This window comes from Floricoccus penangensis, assembly GCF_001832885.1.
Taxonomy (GTDB): domain Bacteria; phylum Bacillota; class Bacilli; order Lactobacillales; family Streptococcaceae; genus Floricoccus; species Floricoccus penangensis.
Genome location: NZ_MKIQ01000027.1, coordinates 143,423 through 163,260, shown reverse-complemented (window position 1 = coordinate 163,260; position 19,838 = coordinate 143,423). Strand labels below are relative to the sequence as shown.

Here is a 19,838-nt window from a genome sequence, read left to right as displayed (position 1 = left end):
TTCTAATTAAAATGGCAAATCATCATCATCAATGTTGACTGGACTTCCACCACTGAATGGATCGTTATTATTTGATTGTTGTGTAGGTTGCTGACTTTGACCATTTTCTCTTACTGCTTTGCTTTCAAGGAAAGTCACATTATCAGCAACAACCTCAGTAATATACACACGTTGTCCTTGTTGGTTTTCGTAATTACGAGTCTGAATACGTCCTGTAACACCAAGTAGATTGCCTTTCCTAGCACCGAAACGAGATAAGAACTCTGCAGTTTGTCTCCAAGCTACTACTTGAACAAAATCACTTTCATACTCACCATTTTGGTTCTTGAAGTTACGAGTTACTGCTAAAGTGAAACTTGTGTTTGATTGTCCACTAGCCGTCTGTTTAAGTTCAATATCTTTAGTCAGTCTACCGACTAATACAACATTATTTATCATTTACTTCTTCCTTCTCTACTGTGTATTTCAAATCTAAAGGTAGCTCTTCTTGAGTTTCGCTTGTCACCTCTTTTGCAACTTCTTCAGGAGTTTTCAATGGCTTAACATTTTTCTCATGTAAGTCTATAAACGCTTGTTTAAATTCATCAAAAGTTGAGCCTTCTTTTGGCATATTTTTATCTATTACTAGCGGACTGATTCCCATGTCTAATAACTTTTGCCTCAATTTACTTAATATTCCATTTTCTTTATCAGTAAAGCCGTTATCATTCTTCTTAGGCTTCGATTGTTTCTTTGGTGGAATTGTATTACCTTTAGCAGCGTTGCCATCGTCATCAACGTTGCTAGTGATACCAAATGCCATAGAAAGACTGTATCTACGAGCATAAGTTAATGCACTTCCCATTGCTTGAGCTTCATTTGTCCCACGATTGCCAAGATTTGTTGCAACTGGACTTCCTTCAATAACTACTTGATCTCCATAACCTCGAATATCTGTGACCATTACATTATCAACAATGTAATTAGTCCAAAATATTTTTGCTTGAGCTTCTTTTATCGCATCATTTATAGCCATTACAACGCCATCTAAGGTCACATAATCAGATTTGAACATTGGGTTGCTACCATCTTTTGACGGCTGTACAATAGCTTGTTGAACTGCTGAGAGAGCCTCATAGATATCGCCGTACTCTTTTGTTTCTTTAGCCATTACTAACCTCACTTATCCCATTGAATAGCTGGGTTTTTTGGAACATTTACTATGTATGGTTCAAGATCTTCGGTAATTTTTTCTCCAAATTTCTTTTCTAATTTAGCAATCGTTAATGGTTCAACACTTTCCCAACCATATTTTTTTATTAATGCTTTTTTAGCAGATTCGTCTAATATAAGATTTCTTGTTACTTGAGGATTTCCGTATGAGACTCTCGTGAACTTTTCACCTTTATCAAGACGCTCCTTGATTTCCTTATCTGCAGCTTTACCAATTGCTTCAATTTTCTTTGTATCTACTCGTAAATTTGCTACATCATCATTGGACAAATCTTTAATTATGCTTAAATCAAAATCTGCAAATTCGCCAGTTTCTCTATCTATTGCTGTTATCATTAAATTCATTTATTTATCCTTTCATTTATAAATATTATTTATTTGTATACATTCTTTATAGTTAAAACTTAATGGTATTTTAATGTGATATAATGTTGATATTAAAGGAGGGTACATTGATGGATTTTTGGGATTCGCTAGATAAATTCAATTCACTTACTGGAGTTATAGGATTCATATCTACATTGCTCACACTATATTTATCCTTTAAAACTAAAAGAAAATTAGACATTGCTAAAGAAGAAACTAATTTTGCACATAGTAAAGATGAATACTATGGAACCCTTTCAGCAATAGATACAACCTTAAAAAATGCAACAAGTCAGAATGAAGTAATTAAGGAAAACTCGGTAGTTATACTTTTTAAGACAACGGCTAAATTTAAAGGTAACTACCCTATAACTTCTAAAAGGAAAGATATAGCTAAAATAGTTAAAAATATAGAAAAGTTTAAAGGGAAACAAAATATAAAGTATATTGACTTCATAGAACCATTTGAACAATTCTTTGCAATTTTTAAATAACGAAAGGCAATTATGAAAAATACTCCACTAATTAATGAACTTCGAACAGAGACTCTTAATCACAAAATTCAATGGAAAACTATAAATGATCCAAATGTTAAGTTAATGATTAATGGTACTCCTCTCGCGGAACAATACCAGCATATAAATCCTAATAACTCTTACTTCGGTGTATATAAAAACCAAACATATGTATTACTATATGGAGAAATATTAGATCTTTTCTCCAACTCCCTTCATTCACAAATATTTTTAAATACTGTTATCAACATTGAGGACAATCAGTCATTGAAAACTGTTGAAGATGTTTCTCAAAAAGAACTGTTCGAACTTAAAGCTTTGATTGAAATGGGATATCCTTTATCATCAGTTCCTAATCTCTCAACTCTTTAAGTTTTTTTATAATTAATATATTAATTACTATGGTAGATATGCCAATTACTGTCTTCATTAAAATTAATATTTTTTCGAATATACTCATGTTTTCTCCTTTAAAATGTTAAATCGCCATACTTGTCTTCAAGCATTTTGTATACGATTTTATATAGCTGATAAAATCCATTGTTATCGTAATCAATACTATCTACGTCAATTCCAAATAGCTGACTATATACGATTAATGTGTCTTCCCAATCGTTCAAGCTTAGAGTTGATATATCTTCTTCAATTGCTGCATAAGCGACATTATAGTTTGCTAATATTTGTTCCTCAGTTAATTTCATATGAATCTCCCTTAGATTTGTTTAAATTATCTAAAGCAAGCTTGAGTATCGAACTTCTATGTTTACATCTATCCTCATAAGTTAGAATCCTGCTTTCGTCATCAAGTTCGATTCTGCAACTGCCTGGACTAGTAATTAGTTTCCCATTCTCGTCGTATACACGAGGTATGAGGTTTAGTGTATTATCTATTACAATCTCATATGAATAACCATTTTTAATACATAGTTTTTCAAATTTATCAGCCTGTTTCTTTAAGGCTCTTGATCTGTTTTTTATTTTTATTGTTCTGAAAGGCATGACACTCCTTCCAATATGCAAATTTCTTTTTTCATGTTATACTTTACCTATAAACTTTCCTAAGCCACTTTATGGATTGCCGTCCGTGTGGCTTTTTTTGCGTTCTTTTTTCTTTCTTTTTCGTACTCTCTACTCACTTGTAACGCTGAGAAGAATACGCAGAATAGAAAGATTGTTAATAATACTGCTAATGTTCCGAATAGGTCACTCATTTTCATCTCCTTTTGCCCTTTTCCACGCACTAAATCTTTTAGTAAAAGTTAACTCAGGTTTTCTAGGAACATTTTTATATCGTTGATACCAATCATAAAATTCATCATATGCATCAATATGGCAAGTTCTAACTTCTCCAGTTCTTACCCAGTGACTAGCAGTTGGATGATTCTGCATAGCTCTTGCAACTTCTTGAATTTTCCTGAGCTTCTTCTTCTTATATAGTTTCCTTAATTCCTCATCAGTCATCCAAGGAGACTCTATATCTACTTCTACTACTCTACCAATTACTGTTTTATTCATAATTACCTCACTTATAATTCTTTCAATTTTGCATTAGTCACAGAAGATGGTTCCCAACCTCTAATAAAATCAAGAACTTTTTCAAAATCTTTATCTTTTATACGGCCACGATTTGGAACATTGAATACTTGCTTGATGCTAGAGTTCAAATCCTTGAATAAAAGTTTTCTTGCTTCAACCTCCAAATGTCGTTCAGAAATTATTTTATGAACTTTCTTAGAAACATTTCTACCAATAGTTCCATAATCTTCAGTATTGATAGGTTTATTTTCTTCAATTTCAGTTAGTCGAGTATCAATCTTATCAACTCGTTCGTTTACTTCTTCATTTGCTGCAAGAGCTAATTTTGCTAATTCTCTTGGACTAGTTGGGATAGCTTTTAAATCTTCTTCCATTTTGTTAAATCTACTAACATACATTGCTGTAAACTGAACACCTTTCGCTCCAGTCAATTTATTAGAAACCATTTCGCAACCTTGCTTTGTTAGTAAATAATTTGGTCTAGTTTCATTTTTTGAATCCTGGTATGTAGAATCAATAAAGAAATCAACCGAGCCAATTTTGGCTTCGTCTAAATATGTTATATAAGTACGAATATCTCTCATTAGTTTCGAATGCTCTTTACCAATCATTTTAGAAACTTCATTGCTTGTTAAAGTTCTTTCTAAATTTAACGTATTCATTTATTCTCCTTTCAATTATCATCTTCAATATTCAAAGCTTTTTTGATAAGTTCTATCTGTTTTTCAGATTTTCTACGACCATTTAAGATATCAGATAAATACGCTCCTGATATACCTAAAATTTTCGCTAAATCAGACTGAGTCATATTCTTTCTAACTAGTGCGACTCTTACTTTAATAGCTAAATTTTCTCTCATTTAATCTCCTTTCTATATAAGCTAATATTTTTAACAAAAATAATTGACAATAACTAATAAATATATTAGTATAAATACATAGTTAAATAAGACATAAAACGACCACATAAATTAACATTCTTAGTTTGCCGACCTTGAATTGATTTAGAGATAGTTTTTATGCTTTTTGTTAGCTCATTACATTAGCTTATGGGTATATTGTACTAATAAAAATATTAGTTGTCAATACTTTTAACTAATATTTTTATTAGTTAAAATCCATAAGGATTTAGAGGGATTTTTATGGATATATTACTTGAAAGAATTAAAGAACTTTGTAAAAAAAGAGGAATAACTATTTCAGCATTAGAAGACAAATTGGGAATTCCTTCAAATACTATTTACCAATGGAAAAAAAGAGTTCCTAAAACTGAACGACTACAATTAGTAGCTGATTATTTTGGTGTATCTACAGACTATTTGCTAGGACGAGATGAGAATACAGCACCTACCGAAGAAGATTTAGAAAGAATGACAGATAATGCGATGAGCTTTGGTGGTAAGCCTTTATCAGATAATGATAGAAAGGTAGTAAAAGATTTTCTAAAAGCATATTTTGCTAATAAGTAAATTTAAGGTTTTTTATGGATATACAAAAAGAATTAAAGGAAAAGGGCATTTCTATTATTTATTCTTACGATTTAGATACTCATGGATTATACATTCCTGAGGTTAATTCGATAATGATAAACGGATATCTTAAAGGTGTAGAAATAGAGAATGCTATACTTCATGAGCTAGGGCATTTAGTTAATGGTCATGAGTTCACATCACTTTCAGCTCCAACAATACATATTAAACAGGAAGCCGAAGCTGATAAGTATTGGATTAATGAAAGAGTTAAAGATTTTCTTTCACTATATGACTCAATGCCAGAATACGTTGATATATATCGTTTTCTGAATGTTTATCACATCAAAAGCTGTTATTATGATATTGCTGAAGAATTATTCAAGGAGTATCTAACATATGAAAAATAAAGAAATTGAAGAAAAAATAAAATCCTTATCTGAAGAAGATAAGGAAGAAATTAAAAGTAAAATTTTGGAAGTTTTGAAAAAATAAAACCACATGGACTGTGGTAAGGAATGAATCTTGAAAGGAGAAGGAACTGAAAACTAGCAAACTAAAAGATGTTAGCATATGGTTTTTTAATATTTCTACAGTTGCATTTATAGGCTCGCTATTCAAAGACGGTTGGAAATTAGTATATTTAATAATATATTTGGTTTGTATCATTATTTGTTCGATCCTATATATAGCGTTTTTATCAATAGAAAACAACTCTTTACAGAAAAAAATTCTGCAAAAAAAATCAAACGCTAAAGGTCTCAAGGAAATGGTCACAGGATATCAGAAAGACTTAGCAACTACACAATCAGAGTTAACAAGTACAAGAGAAAAAGTTTTTATATTATTAGCGCTATATGATAGAGCATTCTCGCTTTTATCAAGCAAAGATAAAAAAATACTTGAAGAATCACAACAAAAATTAGAAAAAGATGCAAAAATTCTTATCGGAGGAATAAATAATGGTGAAAAAACAAATAAAAATAGCTAAGATAATCAATGATTATTCTTTTGTAATTACAGCTGGAGCTGACAACGGGATAGAACTTGGTGATAAATTCAAGATAATTCAACCCGATGAATTCAACATTGTAGATCCTGATACTGGAGAAAGCTTAGGATCTTACGATTTGGATAAGGGTACGATAATCGCGAAAAAAATATATGATAAATTTACTATTTGTGAAACAGAATTAGTGAAAAAAGAAGGTGGTATTTTAAATGTTGCAAATGCTCTAAGTGGGTCAACGACAGACTACAAAAGGTTAGATGTTGATTTAGATCAAGTTACCGGTGGTTCATATACTGACCCTATTGTTATCGGAGATGTTGTTGAAAAGATCACTACTTGAAATTTTAAATAATGCATTTAAATTATTTTCTAATTCAGTATCAATAATTTCATAGTTTAAAACGCTGAATTCATAAGCTTCTTTAGTGTTGCTGCTTAATTTTAAAAATGTTCGCAGCATAGTATTTAAGTTGATTTGCTCATTATATGTCATTGAATTAATTGTATGTTTAATTTTTTTCATATGGTTATATCGCCTTTCTAATATGTCATATATATTGTACATTTATTATAACATATCTATTTAAATAGAAAAACACAAAAAAACGCCACCCTTACTTTGGCGAGCGAGGCGACGTTTAAATTGAAAAACCACTTGAATAGGGTAGTTTTCTTGTACCCTATTTTATCATAAAATAGGAGGAATTAACAATGGCAATGTGGCCGGTAGAACAACCTAACGGAAAAACAAAATTTGTCATGGATTATAAAGATCCTTATACAGGCAGAAAAAAATATGTAGCCGTGACAATGAATAAGAATACTAAACAAACTGAGAATCAAGCTTCAACTATTCTCAAAGATAAGGTCAAAGAAAAGTTAAAGGACTCTCCTGTAACTGAAAATATTAAATTTATAGATTTATTAGAAGATTGGTGGAAATTTTATAAAAAAGGTATTAAACAATCTTCGATATCTAGTTTAAATAGTTCAGTAAAAAAATTGAGGTTGTTATTTGATAAAGAAACAATTATCTCTAATATAACAACTAAGTATATACAAAAAAGATTAATAAATTTCGATACAACTCATGGAAGTAAAGAAAGAATGAAATCTATGCTAAATTTAATGTTTGATTATGCAGTCGATAATAATCTTTTGCAAATTAATCCATCAAGAAATGTAAAACTACCTAGAAAAATAATAACTATAAAAGAATATGAATCAGTAACAAAGAAATACTTAGAACGTGAAGAGTTAGAATTGCTTATTGGGGAACTACGCCAAACAAAAAAAACGTATCGAATAGCATTGCTTGCTGAATTCATGTCTTTGAACGGCTGTCGAATTGGGGAAGCAATAGCAATCAAAAAAGAAAATTATAATAAAAAAGAAAAAACTGTTGATATCCACGGGACTCTTGATAAAACTGTAGGATATAGGCTTGGAAGTAAAACTACACCAAAAACAATTGCGAGCTATAGAACTGTCTCTCTTTCAAAAAGAGAAATCGAGATACTAGATGAGTTTATAGAACTGAACGAATATACTAAAATGACAAATTCAAAATATCAAGATATGAATTTCATATTCGTATCAAAGAATGGAATCCCCCTAGCAAATAATTCATTTAACCTCGCTATTCAAAAAGCTAATTCAAGATTAAACAATCCAATTAATAAGAATTTATCTAGCCATATATTCAGACACTCTTTAATAAGTTACTTATCTGAAAAAGGAATTCCACTGGAAGCAATTAAAGCAAGAGTTGGTCATAGTGATGGTTCTAAGACCACTGAAAAAATATATACGCATGTTACTAAATCAATGAAGCAAGATATTACTAAATTGTTAGATGAAATTGATAATAAACACTCAAGAAAAGTTAAGTAATGTTTTAAATATTTGCTACCTTTTTGCTACTTTTCTCAAAAATTCAAATTAAAAAGCCTTACGAACCTTGCGGTTGTAGGGCTTTTGTAAAGAAATTATTTAACTGCATCCTTAAGAGCTTTACCAGCTTTAAATGCAGGTACTGTAGTTGCAGCGATTTCTAGTGTTTTACCAGTTTGAGGGTTACGACCTGTACGTGCTGCACGTTCGCGAGTTTCAAAAGTACCAAATCCGATAAGTTGTACTTTTTCACCTTCAGCTAAGAATTCTGAAACTGATGAGAATACTGCGTTTACTGCAAGTTCTGCATCTTTTTTAGTAAGTTCAGCTTTTTCTGCAACTTTTGCAACTAAATCCTGCTTATTAGCCATTATTAATTTCCTCCGAAATTGTATATTTGTTTACCCTAAGGCATTTTAATTTTATCAAATAAATCCTTGTAAAGCAAGCTTTTATAAGGTTTTTTGGGCTTTTTATTATTTTTGTAACAAGTTAAATGACAATTTTTCGTTCTTTAAGTCAATTTGATCAACTTCAACTAAAAAATTATTAGGTAATTCCATCTGTGCTAGGGCAATAGTTACTTTTTCTTTTTGTCCATTGATACTTACAAAACTTGGAAAGTCATATGTTGACTTAATATAGTCCAAAGCCTTATCTTTTGGTAAGTTTATACTTCCTGCAGAAATATTTTCAACCTTTAATTCTATATCTCCATTATCCATGGCAAGGGGTGTAAAGGTTATACTTAATGGTATATTCATAAATAAAAATTTATAAGTACCAGTAAACGTTGCTACATCCCCAAGATAAAAATTATATTTCATTTTAGAAGTTTGAAAATCTTTCAAATATGAATTCACTAAGTTATTAACTTGTGAGGAAGTCATTTCAATTTTTGCAACTTTGTTTGCTACATCTAACTCATGTTTTTCTTCAATTTTAGGATTAACATTACTGTTATATCCCATAAATATTTTTCCAGCGATACTACCTACAAAAATTATATTAATTGTTAACAAAGCAATAAAGAGATATTTCCACCAATTTATTTTTTTATCTTTACTTATAAAACGACTTTTTTTATTTTTTGAGCTATTTTTATTCTTGATTGAATCTTGATTATCTTGCTCGTTTAAATTGCTATCTTTATTTTCTTCCATTGAACCTCCACTATTGATATAGAAAATTGCTATCATAAGATAGCAATTTACAATAATAATTATTATTCAAATTCTGTCATTACAGCAAATGCGCCCATTCCCGCATGAGTTGCAATTGTTGAATTAGTTGGTAATGAAATAATTTCTTTTTCAACATAAGGCTGTAACTTTTCTTTAGCATAATCAGCAATTGGAGGATATCCTGCATGTGATATACTAATCTCCTTAACGTTTCGTCCTTCAAGACTCTTTGCGTACTCATCTACCCATTTAGTAAAAGTCTTATTTCCTCTTCCTTTTGCAACTTGTGCAAGCTCTTCTGAGGTTAACTGCAAAATAATTTTAAAGTTTAATAAGTTACCAACCATACCAGTAGCACGACCAATACGTCCACCTTTAACTAAATTTTCTAAAGTAGCAACACCAATAAATAATTCAGTGTTGTTCTTAACATTTTCAATACTAGCAAGAATCTCTTCTTTTGTTGCACCATCTTTAGCTAAACGAGCAGCTTCTACTACTTGATATTTGAGCGCCTGATCAATAAATTCACTATCAATGACAGTAACATCAGTATTTGTTAAATTAGAGGCCTGTCTTGCTGCCTCAACAGTACCACTCAAAATCTTTGTTAAATGAATTGATATAACTTGACTTCCATCTGCGCCTAAATCATCATATACTTCCGCAAAAACTCCAACTGGAGGTTGACTTGTTTTTGGTAAATTTTTACTAGATTGCATTTTTTCTATAAACTCTTCTGAGTCTAAGTCAGTATCTTTATATAAAACACCATCGATTAGGATAGTAAGGGGAACCACTGTAATATCTAATTCTTCTACGAGACCTGGTTCAATAGTAATCGTTGAATCTGTTACAATCTTTATTGACATTTTACATCACATTCCTATACATATTATATGATTAATTATAACAAAAAATTCATAGACTGTCGCCTATGAATTCTGTCAAATAATCATATTTGTGAATATGATTATTATCTATAAATTAGTCTACGCTATTAAAGCTGGTATCAAATGCCTTAGTAACATCTTGACTTGCTTTACTAGTATCGTATTCTTTAACATACTTTCCAAACACTATTCTTCTATCAGAAGCAGCCAAATCAGAGCAAGTTACTAATGTTATAGTTTTTTCTCCATCAACATCTTCAATCAAATCAACTCTTGAAGGATCAAAAACTCCCATGTCGCTAACCTCATATTCATAAATTTTATTCATATCAGTTAGATAAATCTTCATACCTACTTTGGCACGCTCTAGTGGTGAGAAAAGTAAATTAGAACCGTTAGAAATATATCCGCTAACATAGTGGCTAGCTAAAGCATAATTTCCTTGACCCATAACTTGATCTTCCTTCATAGTTCCAGCACCGTAAAATAATGCTACATTATCAACACCTTTAAAGATTGGTAAATTAAGTGAAAGATCTGGAATTGCAATTCCACCAACTACTGGTAGGTTATCAACTACTGTACGATCAAACTGTGAATTCATTACATCTTGTATATTAACTGATTTTACTTTATCAAAATCAAAAGACACATCAGCCTTTTGATTTTTTTTAACTTCATCATTTGAAATATTCTTAACTTGATACTGAGTTGTAGTATTATTCATGAAAACATTTCGTATGTCCTTATTAAAAACTAAGGCAATTCCAACAACAAATAATAGAAAAATTAAAATATTAATAACAATATTTTTTAAATTTCTTTTTTTCTTTTTTTCTTTTCCCATGTACTATTCCTCGTTGGTACCACTTTCAGTAACTTCACCAGTACTGTTTGTACTCTCTTCTAAATCATCAACTTCAGGATTTACTAAAGCAAAAGTTACAATTTTAGCATCATCATCAAGCCTCATTACCTTAACACCTTGAGCAGAACGACCAGTTTGAGAAATATTCTCAACACTCGTACGGATTATAACACCAGTATCAGTAATAACCATTATATCTTCATCACCATTTATGGTAGCAAGACCGGCTAATTTACCAGTCCTTTCAGTAACATTCATTACCTTAATTCCTTTACCACCACGGCCCTTAGTTGGATATTGCTCTGCATCTGTACGCTTACCAAGACCATTTTCTGAAATAACCAGTACCTCTTGGTCATTTGAAATAATACTTGTACCAACTACAAAATCACCTGGTCGAAGATTTACACCTTTGACACCTGCTGCTCCACGACCCATATCTCGTACAACTTCTTCTTTGAATCGCACAGAATATCCATCATGTGTACCAATGATAATTTCTTGCTTACCATCAGTTAATAAAACATTAATTAAATCATCACCTTCACGGAGATTAATTGCTTTTAATCCATTTTGTCGAATATTAGCAAAAGCTTTAGCATCTGTTCTTTTAACAAGACCATTTCTAGTCGTAAAGAATAAGTATCTTTCTTCATCAGATTGCGAAACATTAATTACTGTTTCAACATTTTCACCTTCTTCTAGTTTAATCAAATTAACAAGAGGAAGCCCTTTAGCAGTTCGACCATATTCGGGAATTTCATATCCTTTCAGTTGATATACTCGCCCCATATTTGTGAAGAATAGTAGATGATCATGGGTACTTGTTGAAACCAAGTGACTAATAAAATCATTATCATTCAACCCAGTTCCCTGAACACCACGCCCTCCTCTTTTTTGAGCCCTGAACTCATCCTGAGTGAGACGTTTAATATATCCTTCATTTGATAAAGTTATAAGAACTTCTTCTTTTTCAATCAAATCTTCATCTTCAATTGAAATTACTTCACCAACCAACAATTCAGTACGACGTGGATCTGAGTATTTTTTCTTAACCTCTTCAAGTTCTTCCTCAATGATGATACGAACACGCTCTGGTTTTGCTAAAATATCTGTTAAATCAGCGATTAATTCTAATAATTCATTGTATTCTTTTTCAATCTTATCACGTTCTAAACCAGTCAAGCGACGGAGACGCATATCTAATATAGCTTGACTCTGACGCTCAGAAAGACCAAAACGTTGCATCAATTCATCTTGAGCAATTGCATCGGTATCACTGTCACGTATTACTTTTATGACTTCATCAATGTTATCAAGTGCAATACGCAATCCTTCTAAGATATGTGCTCTTGCCTCAGCTTTTTCTTTATCGAATCTTGTACGACGTTCTACAACCTCAATTTGATGTGCTATATAGTGCGTAAGTATTTCTTTCAAGCTGAGAATTTTTGGCTCACCTTTAACGATAGCGAGCATATTAAAACCGAAGCTTGTTTGAAGACTAGTCATCTTAAATAGGTTATTTAAAATGACATTCGCACTCGCATCACGGCGTACCTCCATAACAATTCGAATACCATTACGATTTGATTCGTCACGAAGTGCTGTAAGTCCTTCAATTCTCTTTTCGCGACTAAGCTCACCAATTCTTTCAACAAGTTTAGCCTTATTGACCATATAAGGAATTTCAGTTATAACAATTCTTTCTCTTCCTGTAGAAGTTAATTCAATGTGACTTTTTGCTCTAAGAGTAATTGATCCTTTACCAGTTTCATAGGCACGATGGATACCTGAACGACCCATAACAAGGGCTCCAGTTGGAAAATCAGGTCCTGGAATAACATCCATCAATTCTTTTGTTGTTACTTCAGGGTTATCTAGAACTAATTTCACAGCATCAATAGTCTCACCCAAATTATGTGGTGGGATATTTGTAGCCATACCAACCGCAATTCCTGTAGTACCGTTTACTAATAAGTTGGGGAAACGTGCAGGAAGTACAACCGGTTCTCTTTCAGTACCATCATAATTATCAACGAAATCAACAGTTTTTTTATTAATATCACGAAGCATTTCAAGAGCAATTTTACTCATTCGAGCTTCAGTATAACGCATGGCAGCGGCTCCATCTCCATCCATAGAACCAAAGTTACCATGTCCATCAACAAGCATATAACGATAGCTCCACCACTGAGCCATACGAACCATAGAATCATAGATGGCTGAGTCCCCATGTGGGTGATATTTACCCATTACATCCCCAGTAATACGAGCTGACTTTTTATGGGGCTTGTCAGGGGTTACTCCCAACTCGTTCATACCATACAAGATACGTCGGTGAACTGGCTTTAAACCATCACGTACATCTGGCAGAGCACGCGCTACAATTACACTCATTGCGTAATCGATAAAGCTTGTCTTCATCTCACTGGCTAAATTTACATCTTTTAAGTGCTTATCTTGCATTTTTTTGGCCTCATTCTAGAAATTATAATTGTTCAAAATTAAATATTATTTAGTTTGAAAAATAAATAATTCATTTTTCTTTGCAATAATTATGTTTTCTAAACATATATTTTTCTAATATTTGAACTAACAATATAGTTACTTTATTATAACATATTTAAGGCCTTTTTTCACTTAAAGCTTGTGAATATATCCTTTGATAGACTGACAATTTCTAGAAAGAAATTGCTTACCAAAAATCCAATGGCAACACTTAAAAAAATTACAAAATATTGGATAATTCTATAATTTGTGTTTGCTTTAAAAATTTTATTAAAATCTAGTGCAGATAAAAAATTAAACGATATGTATATAAAAATAAAATGTGATACTATTCTAGTTACTTCAAAAATAATGTTCATTATCTTCTCCTTTTTTTGATTTTCAAATAAAATTAATCTAAGAAAAAACACCTTTTTAGGTGTCTTTCTTTTAACTATTTTACTTTGGTAATTTTCACTTGGATTTCTCCGACTGGTAATGTTACTTTAACAACATCACCTTTCTTTTGTCCAACTAAAGCTTGAGCAATTGGAGATTCATTTGAAATTTTACCTTCAAAAGGATTAGCCTCAGCGCTACCAACGATAGTATAAGTTTCAACTTCACCATCAGGTAATTCTTGGAAAGTAACTGTTTTACCGATAGCAACTTCATTTTTATCAACAGCATCGCTATCAATAATTTCAGCATTTCTAATCATTGTTTCTACAGTTGAAATACGACCTTCGATAAAGGCTTGTTCATCCTTTGCTGCATCATATTCACTGTTCTCTGACAAGTCGCCATAGCCGCGAGCAATTTTAATTCTCTCAACGACTTCTGGACGTTTAATTAATTTTAAATCTTCTAATTCTTGTTCTAATTTTTCCTTACCCTCTTGGGTCATAGGATATGTCTTTTCAGCCATCTTTTCTTCTTTCTTTAGTTTAATTTATTTGATCATTTACATACTTTTGTACTTGTTCTTCGTGCTCTGCAAGTGTCCTTGAGTAGTAAACTTTACCTGTGGAAACATCAGCTACAAAGAATAAATAATCATTTGCTTTTGGATTCATAACTGCTTTAATTGCAGCAATACCTGGATTAGCCACCGGCCCAGGCCCAAAGCCAGTATGAACATATAAATTATAAGGCGAATCAATGTTGGTGTCAATAGCTGCATCCTCTTTAAGGCTAGTTTTTTGACCTGATTTTCCTTCAGCGTATAAAATTGCTATATTACTCTGTAAAGGCATACCAGCATTAAGTCTATTATAAAAGACTTGAGCAATCATCCTTCTATCTTCATCATTTGCTCCCTCTTTTTCAACAAGAGCTGACAAACTCAATACTTCATTGACAGTTAAACTTTTAGATTTTATCTCATCATAATATGGACTAAGATTCGTATTCATTGTAAAAAGCATATCTTCAGCAAGTGATTCTACTGTAGTATTTTTAGTGTAATCATATGTAGCTGGGAATAAATATCCTTCTAACTGATACTTGACATCTTTTTTGTCGGGTAATGATTCCATCATTAAAGGATATTTCTCTTTCATTTTATTAATGAAGTTATCATCAGTTAATACTTTGATAAATTCATCTTTAGAAAATGGAGTTTTACCTTTTTTATTTTTTGAGTTAGCGTTTTTAGTAATTGCTTCCGCTATCTGTTCCAATGTATATCCTTCAGGAATTACTACTTTACCAAGCACTGGTTCTTGTGGCTTCTCAGTACCACCCTCAACTAACTTATCTGAAATTTCGTCAAGATTCATACTTGGACTGAAGTTATAATAGCCACTCTTGAAATTTCCGCTACTTTTGAATTTTGTATAGTATTGAAAAACAGTCGCACTTTTGATAATTCCATTTTTTTCTAAAATATTACCAATTAGTTTATTTCCAGAACCTTCAGGTATCTCTACACTTTTATATGTTGTACTTTTTGAATCTAAAGGCATTGTTGATGTACTCCAGAAACGATATCCCAAAAATCCTGCAACTGCAACTAAAATTAATAATATAACTGAAATTGTAGCAATAATTTTACCAGCAATAGATTTTTGTTTTCTTTTCTGTGCACGTCTTGAATGAGATTTTATTGACTCGTCAGTCTCATCATGCCCTTTTTCTGATTTATCATCTAGTTCGTTTCCAAAAGATAAATTCTTATCTTCAGATTCATTATCCATATCTTTCGAACCTGATAAGTTATTTAACTCTTTAGTGTCCTCGTCTGTACTGCTATTATTATTTCTTTTAGCGTATGTTTTTAATGCTTCATCTTTTTTCTTAAGTGCAGGCTCAGTTAACTCAGGAATTGCAGATTTTTCTTCTAACTCTTGCTCTTGCACTGAATCATTTTCAACTTTTAATGATGTATCATCAGATGAATTAGAATCATTTCTTATATCAGAAACATTTTCTTGACTTGTTTCCTCTTCATTTTCTTTTTTAATGACCGACTCTTCATTGGGGGAAGATTCAAAAATCGGAACATCTTCAACTGGCACATCTTCACTAACAACAACAATTTCTTCATTACTATTTGTTGTATCCTTATTAGCCTTCATCTGTTCTAATAATTTATTTTTAAAGCTCTCCTGGGAAAGCTGTTCATTTTCTTTATTTTTATCCAAAACTAACCTCTCAACTTAATATTAAACATAACATTAGTAATTATACCTAAAAATACCATTTTTTCAATAAAAGCACAAGTTCTATAAAGCAAAACACTAAGATATTGGTATATAGTTCACAAATATTTTATAAATACTTAGCTTTTGTAATATCACAAATAAACTTTAATGTTATACAGTTATACGAAAAAACATTGCATTAAAAAGAATTATTGCTTTAATTTAAAAAGAAAAGAATCGCTTGCGCGATTACCTTATTCCTAAGGCAATACGTGCGTAGCGACTCATTTTATCAACAGTCCAAGCTGGATACCAAACTAGTTTAACTTCACTTTCTGTAACTTCAGGTACTTCTTTTAAAGCATCATGAATTTGATCAGTTAATATATCTGCCAATGGACATCCCATTGTAGTCAATGTCATTTTTATTTCAGTATACCCATTGTCTTCGAAACTGATTTCATAAACTAATCCTAGATTAATGATATCGATTCCAAGTTCAGGGTCAATTACTGATTCAAGAGCAGTTAGAATTCTATCTTTTATTTCTTCGACTTCTTCTGCAGTGTATTTATCAGCCATATAATCTCCTTTTATAGGATACTATTACATATCATTTCTTAAAATGTTTAAAAAGTATCTCATATATTTTTATGTATAAATTCAGAATAGCAAATTTGTGAAAGTATTACAATTATAAGAAATCCTTAAGTTGTTTGCTTCTACTTGGATGACGGAGTTTTCTTAATGCTTTTGCTTCAATTTGTCTAATACGTTCACGCGTTACATCAAAAACTTTTCCAACTTCCTCAAGAGTACGCATTTTACCATCATCAATACCAAAACGTAAACGAAGGACATTTTCTTCACGATCTGTTAAGGTATCTAGAACTTCATCTAACTGCTCACGTAAAATTACACGAGTAGTGTGATCAACTGGGTTTTCAATTACCTCATCCTCTATAAAATCACCAAGGCGACTATCATCTTCTTCTCCGATAGGTGTTTCTAGACTTACTGGTTCTTGAGCAATCTTTAATATTTCACGTACTTTATCTGGAGCCATGTCCATTTCTTTACCAATTTCCTCTGGAGTAGGTTCGCGGCCTAAATCTTGAAGTAATTGACGTTGAATACGAATTAACTTATTAATAGTTTCAACCATATGCACTGGAATACGGATTGTTCTTGCTTGGTCAGCTATTGCACGTGTAATTGCTTGACGAATCCACCAAGTAGCATATGTAGAGAATTTGAATCCTTTTGTATGATCAAATTTTTCTACTGCTTTCATTAGACCCATATTACCTTCTTGGATAAGATCTAAGAACTGCATACCACGACCAACGTATCGTTTTGCAATACTTACAACTAAACGTAAATTTGCTTCAGCTAAGTGTTGTTTGGCTTGTTCATCACCTGCAGCAATTGCTTCTGCAAGTGCAGTTTCTTCTTCCATTGTAAGTAGAGGTACACGACCAATTTCTTTAAGGTACATACGAACTGGATCGTCAATTTTAACACCAGCTGCAGCTGTTAAATCTTCGTCGTCTTCCTCAAGACTTGGATCATCTTTAAGTGCCATTGCACTTGGATTACCTTCTTTATCGACAATAGAGATACCTGCATCTTGAATTTTTTGTAGAACGTCATCTATTTGGTCTGCTTCAAGTTCAAGTTTAGCAATCAGTTCTGTTGTAAGTTCATCATCAATAACAGTTCCTTCTGCTTTGTGACTACGAATATACTCTGCTACCGCTACATCAACACTTGTTACTTCTTTTTTGTTATTTTTAGTTGTCAAATTTATCTCCTCAGTCTAAAAGTCTCTTTTGATTTATAATTTCTAAGGTCAGCTCAGTCTCTTTTTCTTTATTACCAACTTTGCGAGCTGAATCAAGTTGCTTTTTCAAATCTTCAAGCTTTAATATGTTTATTTGCTTTTCAAAAGAATTTAGTAAATCACTCATCTCTTCCTTATCTAGTTCATCGGGTAAATTCAAAGATTTAATTTGATACCATAGATTTGATAAATCATCAGATAAACTATGCACTAATTGTATTTCATCAATATTATCAAGAGCCATATATTGTAAAAGTATGGCTTCAAATAAATTTTGATATTTTTTATGTTTAAAGGCAAATTTTTCGTCATCCATAATATCTTTCAATAAATATGGATTAGAAATAATCCTTTGTAGTAAATACTGCTCTGTCCTCTCTAATGCAGATAATTTAATAACAGGATTTGCAAAATCATCATAATTAAAATTTTGCTCAACTTGTACTGGACTGAAAAAATCTTCATCAGTTGGTGGTTGATAACCCCAATCATCTTGCACAGAAATTTGATTATTTGGACGTAATCTATTTACTTGATTTTCAATACTTTGATAGTCAAAATCTTTTACAGTCTCACTTAACTTTTTAATATAGGCGTCTTGTGCTGTCAAACTTGCAACATTAGCTATTATTGGAATCATTTGATCCAAAAAGTTAGTTTGATCTTGAAGACTTGCAAGATTATCTGGTTTTAGATAATCAATTAAAAATTCTACTTCACTTATCCTACCCTGAATCATTAAATTCTTCAGCGCACCTGGATACTGCTTTTCATACTCATCTGGATCAAGTCGATCAGGAACAGTTACAATTTGAACCTTTTTTCCTCTTAGTAAATCCAGAGATTTATAGGTTGCATTTTGACCCGCTTTGTCTCCATCATAGAGTAGAACAAAACTTTTTGCCAAACGTGAGAGTTTACTTACATGATTTTCAGTAAGTGCTGTACCCATTGTAGCTACTACATTTGTTATTCCAACTTTATAGGCAGCAATTACGTCCATAAATCCTTCCATCAAATATACTTCTTTCGATTTATTGATTAATGGTTTTGCAATATTCAAGTTATATAATTCATAACTCTTATTGAATATTGGAGTTGTTGTTGAATTTTTGTATTTTGCTTCTTTTCGGTTAATCTGATTTTCTTGCCAAATTCTTCCAGAAAATGCAATCACCTGACCATACTCATTCATGAGAGGAAACATAATCCTATTTTGGAAGGAATCATAAATATTATTCTCTGTAAAAGTAAAAAGACCTGACTCGGATAAGACCTTTTCTTCAAACTTATTTGCTAATGACTTGTATAACACATTAGGCTCATTTGGAGCTAAACCAATACCAAAGCGGTTAATAATCTCATCATCAATTCCACGGTCATACAAATATTTTTTGGCCTCTTGGCCCAGTTCCGTTGACGTAAGAATCATATGATAGACTCTACTTGCTTGAGTATGAATTTCAAATAATGCTTGATTAGGATTTTCCCTTTGTGGTGCATCATCGATATCAAGTTCTATTCCGGCATAATCAGCAACCTCTTTAACGCTATCAATAAAACTAACTTGTTTATAATCTTCAATGAATTTTATAACATCTCCAGATTTACCACACCCAAAACAATGGAAAAATTGTTTATCAGCATTTACATTAAAACTTGGAGTTTTTTCACCATGAAAAGGACATAAGCCAAGATAATTTTTACCAGTTTTAGAAAGTGCTACATACTGTGAAATAACATCAACAATATTGACACTTTGCTTAATTTCAGTGATTTTTTCACGATCGAGTTTTGCCATGTCATCACCTCCAAACTAAAAAAAGAGCGCAAACTACCAAGTTTTATTTTACCACAAAATTTTAAGATGTAAAGGGAATAGTTTCTAGCAAAGTAATAAATATGAATGACTA

Annotated in this window: 26 protein-coding genes; 7 read left to right on the top strand and 19 right to left on the bottom strand. The window is 31.7% G+C overall.

Features of this window, described 5'->3' with window-relative positions; genetic code table 11:
- Positions 1 to 6: 6 nt before the first annotated feature.
- Genes ssb through BG262_RS05430 form a run of 3 tightly spaced genes read right to left on the bottom strand, consistent with a single transcriptional unit; the run spans position 7 to position 1,557 of the window.
- Positions 7 to 438 (bottom strand): single-stranded DNA-binding protein, encoded by a 432-nt coding sequence (gene ssb / locus BG262_RS05440; protein WP_070787864.1) that lies wholly within the window; start codon positions 436 to 438, stop codon positions 7 to 9.
- Positions 428 to 1,150: an ERF family protein gene (locus BG262_RS05435; protein ID WP_070787863.1), complete on the bottom strand. Its 723-nt coding sequence runs from the start codon at positions 1,148 to 1,150 to the stop codon at positions 428 to 430. The genes ssb and BG262_RS05435 overlap by 11 nt, the downstream gene beginning before the upstream one ends.
- Positions 1,151 to 1,158: 8 nt before the next feature.
- On the bottom strand, positions 1,159 to 1,557 hold the full coding sequence (locus BG262_RS05430) for a hypothetical protein (RefSeq protein WP_070787862.1): 399 nt from the start codon (positions 1,555 to 1,557) through the stop codon (positions 1,159 to 1,161).
- A 110-nt stretch (positions 1,558 to 1,667) separates the two neighbouring features.
- Between BG262_RS05430 and BG262_RS05425 the strand changes: the two genes are divergently transcribed.
- Together BG262_RS05425 and BG262_RS05420 are read left to right on the top strand one after the other, a co-directional pair.
- Positions 1,668 to 2,072 (top strand): hypothetical protein, encoded by a 405-nt coding sequence (locus BG262_RS05425; RefSeq protein ID WP_070787861.1) that lies wholly within the window; start codon positions 1,668 to 1,670, stop codon positions 2,070 to 2,072.
- 12 nt (positions 2,073 to 2,084) lie between these two features.
- Positions 2,085 to 2,465, top strand: coding sequence for a hypothetical protein (locus BG262_RS05420; RefSeq protein ID WP_070787860.1), 381 nt, complete (start codon positions 2,085 to 2,087; stop codon positions 2,463 to 2,465).
- A 98-nt stretch (positions 2,466 to 2,563) separates the two neighbouring features.
- On the opposite strand, the gene BG262_RS05415 is transcribed toward BG262_RS05420, so the two are convergent.
- The 5 genes from BG262_RS05415 to BG262_RS05395 form a co-directional block, all read right to left on the bottom strand.
- A complete protein-coding gene (locus BG262_RS05415; RefSeq protein WP_070787859.1) occupies positions 2,564 to 2,794 on the bottom strand; it encodes a hypothetical protein in 231 nt (76 codons plus the stop codon).
- A gap of 357 nt (positions 2,795 to 3,151) precedes the next feature.
- Positions 3,152 to 3,304 (bottom strand): hypothetical protein, encoded by a 153-nt coding sequence (locus BG262_RS10745; protein ID WP_158006647.1) that lies wholly within the window; start codon positions 3,302 to 3,304, stop codon positions 3,152 to 3,154.
- Positions 3,297 to 3,608 carry a hypothetical protein gene (locus BG262_RS05405; RefSeq protein ID WP_070787857.1) on the bottom strand — a complete coding sequence of 104 codons (312 nt, stop codon included), beginning with the start codon at positions 3,606 to 3,608 and terminating at the stop codon, positions 3,297 to 3,299. The genes BG262_RS10745 and BG262_RS05405 overlap by 8 nt, the downstream gene beginning before the upstream one ends.
- A gap of 11 nt (positions 3,609 to 3,619) precedes the next feature.
- The gene (locus tag BG262_RS05400; RefSeq protein ID WP_070787856.1) at positions 3,620 to 4,291 is read right to left on the bottom strand and encodes a Rha family transcriptional regulator; all 672 of its coding nucleotides are present in this window, start codon (positions 4,289 to 4,291) and stop codon (positions 3,620 to 3,622) included.
- Positions 4,292 to 4,302: 11 nt separating this feature from the next.
- Positions 4,303 to 4,488: a helix-turn-helix transcriptional regulator gene (locus BG262_RS05395; RefSeq protein ID WP_070787855.1), complete on the bottom strand. Its 186-nt coding sequence runs from the start codon at positions 4,486 to 4,488 to the stop codon at positions 4,303 to 4,305.
- 282 nt (positions 4,489 to 4,770) lie between these two features.
- Here BG262_RS05395 and BG262_RS05390 point away from each other — a divergent pair, with 282 nt between their 5' ends.
- The 5 genes from BG262_RS05390 to BG262_RS05370 all read left to right on the top strand — a co-directional run bounded on the left by BG262_RS05390 (position 4,771) and on the right by BG262_RS05370 (position 8,002).
- On the top strand, positions 4,771 to 5,097 hold the full coding sequence (locus BG262_RS05390) for a helix-turn-helix domain-containing protein (RefSeq protein WP_070787854.1): 327 nt from the start codon (positions 4,771 to 4,773) through the stop codon (positions 5,095 to 5,097).
- A gap of 14 nt (positions 5,098 to 5,111) precedes the next feature.
- Positions 5,112 to 5,507 carry a hypothetical protein gene (locus BG262_RS05385; protein ID WP_070787853.1) on the top strand — a complete coding sequence of 132 codons (396 nt, stop codon included), beginning with the start codon at positions 5,112 to 5,114 and terminating at the stop codon, positions 5,505 to 5,507.
- Positions 5,508 to 5,866: 359 nt separating this feature from the next.
- Positions 5,867 to 6,088, top strand: a complete 222-nt coding sequence (locus BG262_RS05380) for a hypothetical protein (RefSeq protein ID WP_070787852.1) — start codon at positions 5,867 to 5,869, stop codon at positions 6,086 to 6,088.
- Entirely contained in the window at positions 6,060 to 6,449 is a 390-nt protein-coding gene (locus BG262_RS05375) for a hypothetical protein (RefSeq protein WP_070787851.1), read from the top strand. The genes BG262_RS05380 and BG262_RS05375 overlap by 29 nt, the downstream gene beginning before the upstream one ends.
- Before the next feature lie 371 nt (positions 6,450 to 6,820).
- Positions 6,821 to 8,002 (top strand): tyrosine-type recombinase/integrase, encoded by a 1,182-nt coding sequence (locus BG262_RS05370; protein WP_233278822.1) that lies wholly within the window; start codon positions 6,821 to 6,823, stop codon positions 8,000 to 8,002.
- Between the two features lie 95 nt (positions 8,003 to 8,097).
- On the opposite strand, the gene BG262_RS05365 is transcribed toward BG262_RS05370, so the two are convergent.
- The 11 genes from BG262_RS05365 to dnaG all read right to left on the bottom strand — a co-directional run bounded on the left by BG262_RS05365 (position 8,098) and on the right by dnaG (position 19,726).
- Positions 8,098 to 8,373: a non-specific DNA-binding protein Hbs gene (locus BG262_RS05365; protein ID WP_070787850.1), complete on the bottom strand. Its 276-nt coding sequence runs from the start codon at positions 8,371 to 8,373 to the stop codon at positions 8,098 to 8,100.
- A gap of 105 nt (positions 8,374 to 8,478) precedes the next feature.
- The gene (locus BG262_RS05360; protein ID WP_158006646.1) at positions 8,479 to 9,165 is read right to left on the bottom strand and encodes a YpmS family protein; all 687 of its coding nucleotides are present in this window, start codon (positions 9,163 to 9,165) and stop codon (positions 8,479 to 8,481) included.
- A gap of 62 nt (positions 9,166 to 9,227) precedes the next feature.
- Entirely contained in the window at positions 9,228 to 10,058 is an 831-nt protein-coding gene (locus tag BG262_RS05355) for a DegV family protein (RefSeq protein WP_070787849.1), read from the bottom strand.
- 115 nt (positions 10,059 to 10,173) lie between these two features.
- The gene (locus BG262_RS05350) at positions 10,174 to 10,926 is read right to left on the bottom strand and encodes a class A sortase (RefSeq protein ID WP_070787848.1); all 753 of its coding nucleotides are present in this window, start codon (positions 10,924 to 10,926) and stop codon (positions 10,174 to 10,176) included.
- A 3-nt stretch (positions 10,927 to 10,929) separates the two neighbouring features.
- Positions 10,930 to 13,416, bottom strand: a complete 2,487-nt coding sequence (gyrA, locus tag BG262_RS05345) for a DNA gyrase subunit A (protein ID WP_070787847.1) — start codon at positions 13,414 to 13,416, stop codon at positions 10,930 to 10,932.
- Between the two features lie 170 nt (positions 13,417 to 13,586).
- Positions 13,587 to 13,817: a DUF1146 family protein gene (locus BG262_RS11040; protein ID WP_070787846.1), complete on the bottom strand. Its 231-nt coding sequence runs from the start codon at positions 13,815 to 13,817 to the stop codon at positions 13,587 to 13,589.
- 74 nt (positions 13,818 to 13,891) lie between these two features.
- Entirely contained in the window at positions 13,892 to 14,365 is a 474-nt protein-coding gene (gene greA, locus BG262_RS05335; RefSeq protein ID WP_070787845.1) for a transcription elongation factor GreA, read from the bottom strand.
- 19 nt (positions 14,366 to 14,384) lie between these two features.
- Positions 14,385 to 16,082, bottom strand: a complete 1,698-nt coding sequence (gene mltG, locus BG262_RS05330; protein ID WP_070787844.1) for an endolytic transglycosylase MltG — start codon at positions 16,080 to 16,082, stop codon at positions 14,385 to 14,387.
- Positions 16,083 to 16,331: 249 nt separating this feature from the next.
- Positions 16,332 to 16,664 carry a metal-sulfur cluster assembly factor gene (locus BG262_RS05325; protein ID WP_070787843.1) on the bottom strand — a complete coding sequence of 111 codons (333 nt, stop codon included), beginning with the start codon at positions 16,662 to 16,664 and terminating at the stop codon, positions 16,332 to 16,334.
- A 112-nt stretch (positions 16,665 to 16,776) separates the two neighbouring features.
- A complete protein-coding gene (rpoD, locus tag BG262_RS05320) occupies positions 16,777 to 17,886 on the bottom strand; it encodes an RNA polymerase sigma factor RpoD (RefSeq protein WP_070787842.1) in 1,110 nt (369 codons plus the stop codon).
- Positions 17,887 to 17,896: 10 nt separating this feature from the next.
- On the bottom strand, positions 17,897 to 19,726 hold the full coding sequence (dnaG, locus tag BG262_RS05315) for a DNA primase (protein WP_070787841.1): 1,830 nt from the start codon (positions 19,724 to 19,726) through the stop codon (positions 17,897 to 17,899).
- Positions 19,727 to 19,838: the final 112 nt, after the last annotated feature.

Excerpts from the sequence above, each read along its gene's own strand:
- ssb (WP_070787864.1), bottom strand. The coding sequence starts at position 438 with ATGATAAATAATGTTGTATTAGTCGGTAGACTGACTAAAGATATTGAA.
- BG262_RS05435 (WP_070787863.1), bottom strand. The coding sequence starts at position 1,150 with ATGGCTAAAGAAACAAAAGAGTACGGCGATATCTATGAGGCTCTCTCA.
- BG262_RS05430 (WP_070787862.1), bottom strand. The coding sequence starts at position 1,557 with ATGAATTTAATGATAACAGCAATAGATAGAGAAACTGGCGAATTTGCA.
- BG262_RS05425 (WP_070787861.1), top strand. The coding sequence starts at position 1,668 with ATGGATTTTTGGGATTCGCTAGATAAATTCAATTCACTTACTGGAGTT.
- BG262_RS05420 (WP_070787860.1), top strand. The coding sequence starts at position 2,085 with ATGAAAAATACTCCACTAATTAATGAACTTCGAACAGAGACTCTTAAT.
- BG262_RS05415 (WP_070787859.1), bottom strand. The coding sequence starts at position 2,794 with ATGAAATTAACTGAGGAACAAATATTAGCAAACTATAATGTCGCTTAT.
- BG262_RS10745 (WP_158006647.1), bottom strand. The coding sequence starts at position 3,304 with ATGAGTGACCTATTCGGAACATTAGCAGTATTATTAACAATCTTTCTA.
- BG262_RS05405 (WP_070787857.1), bottom strand. The coding sequence starts at position 3,608 with ATGAATAAAACAGTAATTGGTAGAGTAGTAGAAGTAGATATAGAGTCT.
- BG262_RS05400 (WP_070787856.1), bottom strand. The coding sequence starts at position 4,291 with ATGAATACGTTAAATTTAGAAAGAACTTTAACAAGCAATGAAGTTTCT.
- BG262_RS05395 (WP_070787855.1), bottom strand. The coding sequence starts at position 4,488 with ATGAGAGAAAATTTAGCTATTAAAGTAAGAGTCGCACTAGTTAGAAAG.
- BG262_RS05390 (WP_070787854.1), top strand. The coding sequence starts at position 4,771 with ATGGATATATTACTTGAAAGAATTAAAGAACTTTGTAAAAAAAGAGGA.
- BG262_RS05385 (WP_070787853.1), top strand. The coding sequence starts at position 5,112 with ATGGATATACAAAAAGAATTAAAGGAAAAGGGCATTTCTATTATTTAT.
- BG262_RS05380 (WP_070787852.1), top strand. The coding sequence starts at position 5,867 with ATGGTCACAGGATATCAGAAAGACTTAGCAACTACACAATCAGAGTTA.
- BG262_RS05375 (WP_070787851.1), top strand. The coding sequence starts at position 6,060 with ATGGTGAAAAAACAAATAAAAATAGCTAAGATAATCAATGATTATTCT.
- BG262_RS05370 (WP_233278822.1), top strand. The coding sequence starts at position 6,821 with ATGGCAATGTGGCCGGTAGAACAACCTAACGGAAAAACAAAATTTGTC.
- BG262_RS05365 (WP_070787850.1), bottom strand. The coding sequence starts at position 8,373 with ATGGCTAATAAGCAGGATTTAGTTGCAAAAGTTGCAGAAAAAGCTGAA.
- BG262_RS05360 (WP_158006646.1), bottom strand. The coding sequence starts at position 9,165 with ATGGAAGAAAATAAAGATAGCAATTTAAACGAGCAAGATAATCAAGAT.
- BG262_RS05355 (WP_070787849.1), bottom strand. The coding sequence starts at position 10,058 with ATGTCAATAAAGATTGTAACAGATTCAACGATTACTATTGAACCAGGT.
- BG262_RS05350 (WP_070787848.1), bottom strand. The coding sequence starts at position 10,926 with ATGGGAAAAGAAAAAAAGAAAAAAAGAAATTTAAAAAATATTGTTATT.
- gyrA (WP_070787847.1), bottom strand. The coding sequence starts at position 13,416 with ATGCAAGATAAGCACTTAAAAGATGTAAATTTAGCCAGTGAGATGAAG.
- BG262_RS11040 (WP_070787846.1), bottom strand. The coding sequence starts at position 13,817 with ATGAACATTATTTTTGAAGTAACTAGAATAGTATCACATTTTATTTTT.
- greA (WP_070787845.1), bottom strand. The coding sequence starts at position 14,365 with ATGGCTGAAAAGACATATCCTATGACCCAAGAGGGTAAGGAAAAATTA.
- BG262_RS05325 (WP_070787843.1), bottom strand. The coding sequence starts at position 16,664 with ATGGCTGATAAATACACTGCAGAAGAAGTCGAAGAAATAAAAGATAGA.
- dnaG (WP_070787841.1), bottom strand. The coding sequence starts at position 19,726 with ATGGCAAAACTCGATCGTGAAAAAATCACTGAAATTAAGCAAAGTGTC.